The 12,242-nt window shown below is 60.8% G+C and carries 11 protein-coding genes; all 11 read right to left on the bottom strand.

The genetic code is table 11. From position 1 onward, the window contains the following. The gene (locus tag HNH97_RS12740; RefSeq protein ID WP_087608923.1) at nt 1-1,434 is read right to left on the bottom strand and encodes a cytochrome ubiquinol oxidase subunit I; all 1,434 of its coding nucleotides are present in this window, start codon (nt 1,432-1,434) and stop codon (nt 1-3) included. 278 nt (nt 1,435-1,712) lie between these two features. Further along, nucleotides 1,713-3,485 (bottom strand): AMP-binding protein, encoded by a 1,773-nt coding sequence (locus HNH97_RS12735; protein ID WP_048851489.1) that lies wholly within the window; start codon nt 3,483-3,485, stop codon nt 1,713-1,715. Nucleotides 3,486-3,500: 15 nt separating this feature from the next. After that, nucleotides 3,501-4,748, bottom strand: a complete 1,248-nt coding sequence (locus HNH97_RS12730) for an MSMEG_0569 family flavin-dependent oxidoreductase (RefSeq protein ID WP_171791131.1) — start codon at nt 4,746-4,748, stop codon at nt 3,501-3,503. Nucleotides 4,749-4,764: 16 nt separating this feature from the next. Beyond that, nucleotides 4,765-5,052: an MSMEG_0570 family nitrogen starvation response protein gene (locus HNH97_RS12725; protein ID WP_087608922.1), complete on the bottom strand. Its 288-nt coding sequence runs from the start codon at nt 5,050-5,052 to the stop codon at nt 4,765-4,767. After that, nucleotides 5,040-6,218, bottom strand: coding sequence for an MSMEG_0565 family glycosyltransferase (locus HNH97_RS12720; protein ID WP_110096280.1), 1,179 nt, complete (start codon nt 6,216-6,218; stop codon nt 5,040-5,042). The genes HNH97_RS12725 and HNH97_RS12720 overlap by 13 nt, the downstream gene beginning before the upstream one ends. After that, nucleotides 6,215-7,189 carry a sll0787 family AIR synthase-like protein gene (locus HNH97_RS12715; protein ID WP_014106929.1) on the bottom strand — a complete coding sequence of 325 codons (975 nt, stop codon included), beginning with the start codon at nt 7,187-7,189 and terminating at the stop codon, nt 6,215-6,217. The genes HNH97_RS12720 and HNH97_RS12715 overlap by 4 nt, the downstream gene beginning before the upstream one ends. Beyond that, nucleotides 7,186-7,749, bottom strand: a complete 564-nt coding sequence (locus tag HNH97_RS12710; protein WP_087608920.1) for an MSMEG_0567/Sll0786 family nitrogen starvation N-acetyltransferase — start codon at nt 7,747-7,749, stop codon at nt 7,186-7,188. The genes HNH97_RS12715 and HNH97_RS12710 overlap by 4 nt, the downstream gene beginning before the upstream one ends. Next, the gene (locus HNH97_RS12705) at nt 7,746-8,855 is read right to left on the bottom strand and encodes an MSMEG_0568 family radical SAM protein (protein ID WP_087608919.1); all 1,110 of its coding nucleotides are present in this window, start codon (nt 8,853-8,855) and stop codon (nt 7,746-7,748) included. Before HNH97_RS12705 ends, HNH97_RS12710 begins: the two co-directional genes overlap by 4 nt. Further along, complete coding sequence (locus HNH97_RS12700) at nt 8,852-9,826, bottom strand: Nit6803 family nitrilase (RefSeq protein WP_048851485.1); 975 nt, start codon at nt 9,824-9,826, stop codon at nt 8,852-8,854. Before HNH97_RS12700 ends, HNH97_RS12705 begins: the two co-directional genes overlap by 4 nt. 24 nt (nt 9,827-9,850) lie before the next feature. Further along, on the bottom strand, nt 9,851-10,333 hold the full coding sequence (locus HNH97_RS12695) for an MSMEG_0572/Sll0783 family nitrogen starvation response protein (protein WP_010512510.1): 483 nt from the start codon (nt 10,331-10,333) through the stop codon (nt 9,851-9,853). A 340-nt stretch (nt 10,334-10,673) separates the two neighbouring features. Then, entirely contained in the window at nt 10,674-12,077 is a 1,404-nt protein-coding gene (locus tag HNH97_RS12690; protein ID WP_014106934.1) for an aminotransferase-like domain-containing protein, read from the bottom strand. Nucleotides 12,078-12,242: the final 165 nt, after the last annotated feature.

Raw genomic sequence — 12,242 nt, 5'->3', positions numbered from 1 at the left:
TCAGGCTCCTTCGCCAGAAGAGGGATTGATGACTTTGGGATGAGTGCTTGTGGCTAGAATATCCGGGGCATGAGAGGGGCTGGTCTCATGCTCTCCTTCCTGTGGTGCGCGTGCTAGCAGGCGGCCCAGAATGCCGATGCCTGATCCAAATACGATTACGTAGACTACAACAAAGACGGTCATCGTCAGCGCCATATTGGACAGAGCAATCGGGGAAACACTATCGGATGTCCTGAGCAAACCATAAACGGTCCATGGTTGACGCCCAACCTCGGTCGTCACCCAACCGCACAGCAATGCGATGAAACCGGCCGGTGCCATGCATACGGCGACCCGATGAAATCCCGGACTGCTAAACAGAGTTCCTCTGTGCCTCAGCCAGAGTGACCAGAACCCGACAATGACCATAAGCATCGCCAGCGCAATCATGATGCGGAAGGAAAAGAAGATCACGGGAGAAGGCGGACGCTGGTCACGCGGGAAATCCTTCATGCCCGGTACCTTGCCATTCAGGCTGTGTGTCAGGATGAGCGACCCGGCCAGCGGCAGCCTGATGGCATAATCCGTATGTTCGGTTTTCATGTTGGGAATACCGAACAGTAGTTCAGGGGCACGTGCTTCTGACTCCCAGTCCCCTTCCATCGCAGCAATTTTAACCGGCTGGTATTTGAGCGTGTTCAACCCGTGGGCGTCACCGGCGAGGACCTGCAGAGGGGCAACGAAGGCTGCCATCCACATCGCCATGGAAAACATCAGGCGCACTGGTTCGCTTGCCTGGGTGCCCGCACGGCGTGCCTTGAGCAGATGCCACGCCCCTGTCGCCCCTACTATAAAGGCAACCGAAAGAAAGGCCGCCAGACCCATATGCACAAGCCGGAAAGGGAAAGAGGGATTGAAAATGATGGCAAGCCAGTCCGCAGGTATGAAGCGACCGGTAGCAGCATCAATCGTGTATCCCTGCGGCGTCTGCATCCATGAGTTTGATGCCAGGATCCATGTCATCGAGATGAGTGTGCCGACCGAGACACAACATGTTGCTGCATAATGCAGGCCGCGTCCCACCTTGTTCATGCCAAAGAGCATGACCCCTAGGAAGCCCGCCTCGAGAAAGAAGGCTGTCATGACTTCATACGATAGGAGGACACCTGTAATAGGCCCGGCTTTCCGCGAGAAAACTGACCAGTTCGTGCCGAATTCATACGACATGACCAGTCCGGAGACGACGCCCATCCCAAAGACGATCGAGAATATCTTGATCCAGTATCGATAGAGATCAAGATAGGCCGCACGGCCGGTTTTAAGCCATAATCCTTCCAGTACGGCCAGATAGGCTGCCAAGCCGATTGAAAAGGCAGGAAAAACAATATGGACGCCTACGGTAAAGGCGAACTGGAAGCGTGCAAGAAGCAGCGCGATATCGTGAGATGGTTGCATGGGTAATTCCCCAAATCCTGATTCAGTCGCAGTTATAAGAAATATAAAATTTCAATAAATGCAGACTGCTAGACGGTTTTGTTGTTGGAATATTCGCACTGTCTGATAGATGTAGGCATCTGTTATTTTTTTGATTTTTGAAGACGCCTTCAGTTACCATTCTGTCGTCTTTCTAATAATCCTTTAACCATGACATATTGATAAGTGCAGAGTCTCCGGACTGTCTGTTTGAGCTCACCATTTTTCCGTAAGAATGATCTGGTACGAGCCTGATAACGTTAAGATACCAACAGGCGTTTCCGCGTGATCTTTCCTGAAACCGTTGTTGGCAGATGTTTGACGAAGCGGACTTCCTTAAGGCCAATCCAGCGACCGAGTGCGTGATTGACCCGTCCGATTATCTCCTCGGAAGAAGGTCTGCCTTCTACGCCGGAGTTAGGTACTACATAGGCGACAGGTCGCTGGCCTCTCAGTTCATCAGGGGTGGCCACTACGGCACAGGCATGAACTTCTGGATGGGCGGCGATGATCTTTTCGATCTGTACGCCCGAAATTCGCCGGCCCGCGACCTTTATGACATCATCGGAACGCCCGAGCATATGCACGGCGCGGCTGGCCTCGATCATACCTTCGTCAAAGGTACGATAATACTGGCCGGTCTCGTCCAGGTAAGCTGCAGGAACATGGATCGCTCCATCCTTCCATACGCCAGCCAGGCAGCCGGGTGGCAGCGGCAGGGAGAGGACAATTTCGCCGCACTGTTCACCGGGTATGGACAGCATGATTTCCGGACGGAATCCCGGTGCAGGCCGCCCGATGTCGTTCATGAGCGCAACCGGCTCACGCTCGGGCAGGCCAAAGAAATGCGCGGTGATGCTCCATCCGGTTTCGGTCTGCCACCAATGATTGACCACGGGTTTGCAAAAATAGGATCGTGCCCACTCCAGCAATGTCGGGTCCGCATACTCCCCGGCCACGAAAATGCGGGCCAGTGCAGGCAGGATGGCCCCTGACAGGTTGCGGCTTTCCTGCCGCATGAGGCGCATCTGGGTGGGTGTGGTGAACAGGCATTTCACCTCGTGCTCATGGCAAAGCGCGCGGATGGCGGAAGCCGATGCGCCGCCTTCCACGATCACGCTGGTGCAGCCGCTGAGCAGCGGTGCATAGACCCCGTAGGAATGGCCTACCACCCAGCCCAGATCCGATGTCGTGAAGAACGTATCGCCGGGTTCGCAGCCATAGATCAGCTCCATGGACAGGGCGAGGGCCACGGCATGCCCGCCATTGTCGCGCACGATGCCCTTCGCATGACCTGTCGTGCCGGATGTATGAAGAATATACAGGGGATCTTCAGATCTCAGCATGACCGGCTCTGCCGGCGCGGACTGTTCCAGCGTATGGAAATCGTGATCCCGTTCCGGCAGAAGCTGAGCCGGGCAGGTCGCTCGCTGCACGATCACGCAGGCCTGGGGTTTATGCTCGGCTTCGGCTAGCGCCTCATTCAGGGCGAGTTGGGATGGTATGGTGGTTTGCCCCTGAAAGCTGCAACTGGCGATGATGATGACTTTCGGCGCCACGCTATCAATCCGCCGAGCCAGCTCAGGTCCGGCGTAACCCGCAAAAACCACCACATGCACCGCCCCGATCCGCGCACAGGCCAGCATGGCGATGGCGGTTTCGATCATGGTGGGCATGGCGATCAGGACGCGGTCGCCTTTCTCCACCCCCAGCGCGCGCAGGCCGCCGGCAAACCCGGCCACCCTGCCCTGGAGTTCCCGGTAGGTTACCACCTGCCGTTCCTTCGTGGCGCAGGAATGCCAGATCAGCGCCGCCTGCCCGCCGCGTCCGTCCGCTACATGCCGGTCGACGGCGTTATGGCAGGTGTTGAGCGTGGCGTCGGGGAACCAGTCATGCCAGCCATCCGCCCGTGTCCTGCATGCGCTCACAGGTGCCTGCTTCCATGTGATGCGTTGCGCCGCCTCCAGCCAGAATTGTTCTGGCTGGCTTGTGGCCGCGTCATACATCGCCTCATATGTTGTCCATGGAAGCATGGCGCTTTACTCCGTTCAGGCTACAGGCACGTCTTTGCCGGTGATCTGGCTGGCCAGCCACGCGGCATCACGCGAAACACCGGAGAACCGTCCCGATCCCCAGGTGTGCAGCCATGGCAGGCCGAGGAAGTAGAAGCCCGGCGCATCGGTCACGCCGCGATGCCAGACCGGCTTGTTGGCCCCGTTGAAGACCGGCACGTCGATCCAGCGATAGTTCGGGCGGAAGCCGATGCACCAGAGGATCGAAGTGATCCCGGCAGCCTTCAGGTCGAGCGGGGTGTTACTGCCATCGGGCTCCCACACAGGCACATAAGGGGCTTCGGTCGGAGCCGTGATCCCTTCACGGGCGATGTAGGCGTCAATGGATTTCTTGATGTCGGCATTGGTCTTGTCCGCATCATCAAGGTTTTCCTTCAGATCCGGCGCGAAGTGCGCCACTTCATCGCGGATTGTCTCCAGCGTGCCATGCAGGCCAACGTCCTTCTTTGCAAAGAGGCGCAGATCAAGATCATGGCCTCCATTTCGGCCCGTGACGTAATGATTGGTCTTGTCGCGTGCACCGTCACGCAGAGGGTGATTATCCACCGTCAGGTCGTAGAAGTGCATGTCCGCAAGCCAGTCCACAACGTCGCGGCCACGGTAGAAGCGCGACACGCGCGGGGCGGAACCGACACAGAGATGGACCTTGCGTTTTTCAAGGAACAGGTCCTCGACAATCTGCGCGCCGGACTGGCCGCTACCCACGACCAGCACAGCCCCTTCCGGCAACTGGGCCGCGTTGCGGTAATCCTGCGAGTGAACCTGATGGATGGCGGGATCGATCGCGCTGGCATAGCCGGGGATGACCGCATCCTGATATGCGCCTGATGCGATGACAACATGCTTTGCGTGCCACGTCTCACCACCTGCTACCACGCGGTAGCCACCACCTTCATGGCGGGTGATGGAGGTAACGGCAGTGTGCTCGCGCAGGGGCGGATTGAAGGAGGCGACAAAGCCCTTCACGTAGTCAATAATTTCCTGCTTCACCATGAAGCCGTGCGGGTCTTTCCCCTTATAGGGATGACCGGGAAGTTCGCACTGCCAGTTCGGTGTGACCAGGCAGAAATTGTCCCAGCGTTCATCATCCCACGAATGGCAGGCCGTCTTTGCCTCAAAGACGATGTGCTCCACCTTCTCGCGGCAGAGATACCAGCTCATGGAGAGCCCGGCCTGTCCGCCACCCACGATGATGACGGGGATGGTTTTCTCGTTCTGTGTCATGATCGTTCTTTTCGTCTCAATAACTGAAGGACAGGACGCGCACCTGCGCGTCGGACTGGTTCAGGAAGGGCGCACTGGCCTGCCTTATGGCCTGAAGCTGGCCAAGGGCGCGGCTGCATGGGAAGCCGTAGCGGGCGCGAACCCGCTCGCTGGCGTCCGTCAGGGCGGTGTCCGCCTTTTCAAGAAACTCCCGGACCGGATAATCCCGACCGGGCGTGAAGTGGTCCCTTATGACCAGCGACGGGGAGTAACAGTCAGTCTCCTTCCCATCGGGCCAGCGCACGCGAAAGGTCATTTCGGGCATGGTGAAAGAACTCCTGAAGCAATGGCATCGGTGCGCGACCGCGCCGCCAGACGCCGGTATGCGGGGAGGTGCCGACTGGCGACGCGGCCCCAGTCGAAACGGCGGGCGGTTGCGGGGCCGCTGGCCCGGAAGCGTTCGCGGTTTTGGGCGCCAAGGGCATCCCGCAAGGCCAGAAACAGGGTGTCGGGGCGCGCTAGGTCGCACCACAGCGCATCTGCCCGCGAAAGATGCTCGGTAAAGGGCGCGATTTCCGGCACAACGACTGGCGTGCCACACGCGAGCGCCTCCAGCGGGCACAGGCCGAACCCTTCGGTTATGGACGGATAGGCCAGCACGTCCGCCTGCCGGTAGAAGGCGGGCATGTCCTCATCCGCAACCGGCCCGGTGATGGTGACATGATCGGCTGCACCGCTTTCGCGCAGATACGTCGTGAACCGGGTGCGGTAGGCGGAATGATCCAGCAGCGAGGCCCCGCCCGCCACAACCAGATGCACGTCCGGCCGTTCGCGGCGCAGGGCCACAAACGCTTCCAGCAGGTGCAACGTGTTCTTGCGCCGCTCGATCCCGCCCACGGACAGGATCAGGTGACGGTCGGCAGGCAGATGATACCGCGCCCGCAACGCGGCATCATGCGCGGTTGGGACGTGCGAAAAGCGCACGGGATCAACCCCGTTGCCCACGACCGGGGCTTCGCGGCCATGGTCGTTGCGCAGGACATCTTCCCACATTGTGCTGACGGTAAACAGTTCGGCCGCCGCCCTGATCCCCCGTTCCTGCCGCGCGGCAAGGACCGGGTGCGTGAAATGGTCAAGATGGTGGACCGTGCGGGCAAAGCCCGGTATCCGCCCCTCTTCCACCAGTTCGGCCAGTGCATTGGCGCTGATCGGGTCCTGTGCGTGCAGCACGTCAAAAGGCTGCCCACGCAGGGCGTCCCTGATCTCGCCAATACGGCGTTCCACCAGCGTTGGCAGGTCGGGCTCGGGCACAGCCGGGATGCAGTTTGTGGCGCAGCGGGGCCTGCGGAAGAAACCGACCCCGGTTACATCCGGCGCGATGAGCGTGGCGTCGTGGCCTGCGTCGCACAGGGCTTCGGCCAGCGCCATGCCATGCACCACGCCGCCACGCGGATTGGTGGAATGGGTCAGGATGCCGATGGAGAGCCTCATGGCGCACACCCCATGAGAGGCATCCGGGCGAGATCCCAGAAGGTTTCCTTCTCGTCCGCCCATGTGACATCCAGCCGCTGCGTGCTGTCACACTGACCGATGACAGAAGCCGCTATGCCCCGCCCATGAAAGCGGGCCATGACTGCCCCGGCCGCCTCGGGCCGGGCCGTCAGCAGATAGCCATAGCTGGGGAATGCGGACAGCCAGCGTTCCATTGGTGCATCGTCGGGACGTGGAATGTCATCGAGCGTGATGGTCATGCCGATACCCGAACATTCTGCCAGCATGAGGGCGGTGCCCAGCAGTCCGGCCATGCTGATGTCCTTGGCGGCGCGGCTTAACCCGTCCTCGGCAATGCCGGGCAAGAGATCGAGATCACCCCGAAGGCGTGCCGCCCCCTCAGTATGACACAGTGCGGAACTCGCATCCCAGAACGGGTGCGGGTCGTGCCAGCGGCCGCGCAGGTCGATGGCGGCGATCAGGACTTCGCCCGGTCGGGCATCGAAACTGGTCAGCAGATGACGGGCACGGCCAAGGATCGCCACCGACAGCGAATTATGGGTGCTGCGCATGTTGGTATGACCGCCGACAACCGGCACGCCATAGGTGCGCGCACCTTCATGCAGACCGGTCAGAATGGACGCGGCCGCCTCGGATGTATCGCTCCACAACGCATCCACCACAGCCACAGGGCGACCGCCCATGGCCGCGATGTCACTGATATTGACCATCACGCCGCAATAGCCGGCAAACCACGGCATGGCGCGCACGAAGCTGTCCTGAAACCCCTCGCTGGCCAGCAGGAGATAGCCATCGCCATCCGGTATGGCAGCACAGTCATCTCCTAGGCGGATACCATCGCTTGTATCCCGACCAAGAATTGCGACGGTTTCGGCAATATCCTGTTTGCCCGCAAGGGCCCGACCGTGTCGAAGCGTGCGCAGCAGTGTCGTCAGTTCGTGTGCCATCATGCCACCTGCCGGTTACGAGGCTGCGGGCGCAGCAGCCAGGTCTGGTCCAGCCCATGCGCCGGATAGCGTGAGAGGTCGGCCTGCATGTCGTGATGTGGCAGCCCATGCAGGGTGAGGGCCCCGAGACTTTTCCAGTGCAGGCGGCGGAAGAACAGCACGTTCTGTTCCTGCACTTGGGCCAGGAACCGTCTGGCTCCAAGTCCGTGCGCCGTGCTGACCGCCATGCGGATCAGTTCCGCCCCGATCCGCCCCAGCCTGCGATGATCTTCATGCACGGCCAGGCGGGAACCGCGCCACACGCCGGGCTCGGCCTCATGGATGCGCACCGCTCCCACGATCCGGTCCGGCATCCCCGCCATGCAGCAGGCTGCGATGATGGGAATGGCGGTCGCATCAATCGCATCGCGATCGTCATCTGCAAAAACATGCTGTTCGGTGCAGAATACTTCGTGACGCAGCGCGTGATATCCTGCGCGTTCCCACGGCGTGCGGGCAAGGCGCACGACATATTCCGTGGGGATGAACGGGCGGTCTTCCACCCCTTCGAGGATCATGGTCATTGTTCATACGCCGAAAGGGAGGAACAGGCGCCGCACCGGCCACACCCGGCCCGGATGTCGGTGGATTTCATGTTCGCCTCGCGCAGCATGCGCCCCAGCGGGGCAAGCACGGACTTCATGAAATCGGCCGAAGGCGGCGCGTGATTTTCCAGCGGTGTGCCGGAAATCGGCACGAACGGCACCACGAAGGGATAGACCCCGAGCGCAATCAGGCGTTCGGCCAGAGCCAGAATATCTGCGGCGCTGTCGCCAAGACCGGCCAGAATGTAGGTATTGACCTGCCCGCGCCCGAAGACCGGCACGGCGCTGGCGAAAGCGTCCATATAGCGATCCACGCTGACCGTGGCCTTGCCGGGCATGATCTTCTCGCGCACCGCCTGTGTTGCGGCTTCGAGATGCATACCCAGGCTGTCGGCCCCGGCGTCGCGCAGGCGCTGGAACCAGCCGTGATCGCGCGGCGGCTCGCACTGGACCTGAAGCGGCAGATCCACAGCCGCCCGAATGGCACGGGCTGATTCCGCCAGCACGGCAGCACCCCGATCAACCACATTGGGCGTGCCGGTGGTCAGCACCATGTCGCGCACGCCGTCCAGTTCCACGGCGGCCTTGGCGACCTCGGCAAGCTGCGCCGGTGTCTTGTAAGCGATCGTCCGATCGGCCTCCAGCGACTGGCCGATGGCGCAGAACTGACAGGAGGTGCGCCGGTCGGCATAGCGGATGCAGGTCTGGTGCACCGTGGTCGCCAGCGTGTCACGGCCATGCAGCAGGGCGATCTTCCAGTAGGGAATGCCGTCCGCCGTGCTCAGTCCGTAAAAGCGCGGGGCGGCCGGAAAATGGATCGTGCCCAGTGTCTGCCCATCGCGTAGCAGCGTGCTGGCCCCGTGCTGGTCCGGCGGGCTGGCCTGGAATGGTGAATGCCGCGCGCCGGATGTATAGACCGGGACCATGACGGTCTGGCCTGCAATGGTAATCGTCTTGTGATCCGAAGGACCGGCGCCTCCCTTGCGGGCAATGCCGCCGGTCTGCTCACCGATCTGCAGCCCGAAGGATTGCAGGTCGGTAACGAGCTTGCGACCAGAAAGTGTACCGAGCGTCGGAATGGTCATGACGCAGCCTCATCTGTAGATGTGGGAACCGGATTGGCTTCCCCAACGTAATGAACGGTGCGGGCGGGCCGCCGGTCCTGAAGCAGGCTGAGCAGTTCGGGCCGTGCGTAATGCCCTACGGAATCCATCATCCGCTTGCGCTTGGTAATCAGGGCGAAGTCGAGATCGGCAATCACCATCCCCTCGCCTTCCGTCAGTGGTGTGCCGAGCAGCTTCCCTTCAGGCGAGACGATGGCCGTGAAGCACCCACCCCGCAGCGGCCCTTCCAGCGCGGGATCGCGGGCTATTTCCTTGATCTGCTCTTCGGTGAGCCAACCCGTGGCGTTCACCACAAAGCAGCCGGATTCCAGCGCGTGATGCCGGATGGTGACTTCCATCTGGTCGGCAAAGATCTGCCCGACCAGCGAGCCCGGAAACTGGGCACAGTGGATTTCCTCGTGCTGGGTCATCAGCGCGTAGCGGGCGAGCGGGTTGTAATGCTCCCAGCAGGCCAGTGCGCCAATGCGACCGGCAGCGCTTTCCACCACTTTCAGCCCGGAACCATCGCCCTGCCCCCAGACCATGCGTTCATGGTAGGTGGGCGTGATCTTGCGGCGTTTGAGCAGGATTTCACCCGTGGCGTCGAAGATGATCTGGGTGTTGTAGAGCGTGCCGAAATCGCGCTCGTTCACGCCCAGCACCACGACCATGCCGGTCTGGCGCGCGGCCTCGGCCACCATGTCGGTGACCGGACCGGGAATGACGACGGCGCGTTCGTAAAGCGCCAGATGCTCCCCACCGAAGCGGAAAGCCGGCTGGATGAACGAGAAATAGGGATAGTACGGCACAAAGGTTTCGGGAAAGACCGCCAGTTTCACGCCTTTTTCGGCGGCCTCGCGGATGGCCTGACAGACTTTCCGGGCAGTTCCCAGACCATCGTCACCAAGGACGGGGCTGATCTGGATGGCTGCGGCGCGAACGATACGGGACATGGCTTGCGGTCCTCCCTTCGGCCTTCAGAGGGTCCAGGTATTGAGGATGAAGGCGTTGTCGCGCCGGGCCAGCAGGATGATGTCGAGCACGTCCTGCGGGTTGATCGGCGTGATGCCGGGGATCAGGTTCTGCTCGCCGTAGCCGTAGAGGGCCTGAAGCGCGAAGCGGCAGGCATAGACCTTTCCGCCTTCCTCAAGGATTTTTGCGATCTGCTTGTTGCAGTTCATGTGCCCCGGAAAGGCTTCGTCGCCCAGACGGGGAAAGCCGCGCTGCACACCAAGGGTGACACCCGGTCCATATAGCAGCACCGACGTCTCGAAGCCCTTGCGGATCAGGCGGGTGGCCTGCAGCAGGTTGACGAACCCGACCGAGCCTTCATTGGCGACGGTGTGGAAGGTGATGAGGGCTTTTTCGCCGGGCTGGGCTTTGACGTCCTCAAAAACCTTGTTTTCATAATTGACGAAGCAGTCGCCGTCTTTGTACGGAGCGTGTTCGACTTTCGGCATGGTATCTCTCCCGTGTGCTGCGGTCTCCGGCAGGGAGCCGGGACTGACCGCGTTGCCGAGGCAAACGTGGCACGGGATGGCAGAGAGCCAAAATATTGTATGCCTTATGAAAAAGGTACAAACGGATCAAATCAGATTACATGCCGCCATCCTGCCACGACAGAGGCATACAAGAAATATACGACAACCATACAATCGTAAGGTGTATCCATAAAGGTCTGTTTTAGCTTGATTTTATAATCACGCAGTCGTGAATGAAGTGCCTTTTTGTTTTTCCGTGTGCCCGCATGGCGCGCCCCGGAATCAGATGGTCCCATCGATTCCAGACACTGCGCGCAGGTCACACAATATCGGCAAAGCCGGGTGAGCGTTTGTGTTGCAGGACCGACAGCACGCCATGCAGGGATTCCTCAAGGCTTGCAGCATCCGGTGCGCTGCCCAATGCAATCCGGGCCCGCTGCGGCGGCTCGCCACTGATGGTGAAAACGGTGCTGGGCACCAGCGCCAGTCCCCGCCTGCGGGCATAGGCCACAAAATCCGCACTGCCCCACCAGTCCGGCAGTTTCAGCCACACATGCGGCCCGTCGGGGTTCATGCAATGCCCCTCCCCCAGCACCCTGCGGGCAATGGACTGGCGCAGGCGCAGTTCTTTCTGGATGGCGTGCAGGATCGTATGCGCCTGCCCTGTCTGCATCCACCGCGCCGTCAGCGCGCTGAGCAGACCGGCATTGGTGAGCGCAATGGCCCGGATGGCCGCCGCGACCCGTCGGGTCATGTCCGCATTGGGCAAGGCCACATAGGCGATGCGCAGGCCCGGACTGAGCGTCTTGGCAAGGGTAGCCACGTAGCTGACACGGCTATGGTCGAGTGCTGCCAGCGCCGGTAGCGGATTGTCCATCAGCAGGCTGTAGGGGTCATCCTCGGCAATATGCAGATGATGATGCTGGGCAACCTTCAGGATATCCTTGCGTCGTTGCAGGGACATCGTGGCCGTGGTGGGATTGTGGATGGTCGGAATGCAGTAGAGCATCCGGGGATGATGTTCGGCGCAGACGCGATCGAGCTGGTCCGGCATCATCCCGTCCATGTCGCTGTCCACGCCGACCAGAATAAGATCGAACTGCGCCGCGATGGTCCGGATGCCGGGATAGGCAATACGGTCGGTGACAATCACATCGCCCGGCTGGGTATGGGTGCTGACAGTGGCCGCCAGAGCGCTCTGGGCACCAGGTGAGACAAGGATTTCATCCGTTCGCCGCTGACCGATGACGGGCGCGATCCATTTCGCGCCAAGCTGGCGTTCTTCCTGTGTGCCACCCGTCACCCGGTAGGACATCAGGCTGTTCAGATCCTGCTGTTTCAGGATGGCTGCGATGTCGCTCTGGATGATCCGCTGAAGCGGTGGTTCCTGCGGGATCGGTGGCAGGTTCATGGTCAGATCCACCACAGCCGGTCCCGTATGGCGCCAGTGGCTTTCCCCCGCGCCGACACGGACAAAGGTTCCTCGGCCGACCGTTGCGTCAATCAGGCCGCGTCGGCGGGCCTCGGTAAAGGCCCGGGTCACGGTCGTCAGATTGGTGCCGAGATACTCCGCGATCGTGCGCTGTGGTGGCAACCTGTCGCCTTCCCTCAGGTCGCCCTTGCGGATGGAAAGCGCCAGGGCATCGGCCAGCGTCATGTAAATCGCGTTCGGACTCCGGCTGATCTCTTCTTTCCAGTGGGCGAGATAGGGGTATGCTGACATGGGATGGAATTTCCATACATTCGATGATATTCCATTCGACCATATACCATACAATCCGTGCAATAATGATCGATACAGATGGAGGGTTCGAAAAACCCTCTGGTATTGAGGTCTGCTCTGTGATTCCATTTTCCTTGCGTTGATTGGAGTATGGATCATGAAGCA

The sequence above is a fragment of the Gluconacetobacter entanii genome, assembly GCF_013155425.1.
Lineage (GTDB): Bacteria > Pseudomonadota > Alphaproteobacteria > Acetobacterales > Acetobacteraceae > Novacetimonas > Novacetimonas entanii.
The sequence above is the reverse complement of the archived record's forward strand: the minus strand, read 5'-3'. Positions and strand labels throughout refer to the sequence as shown.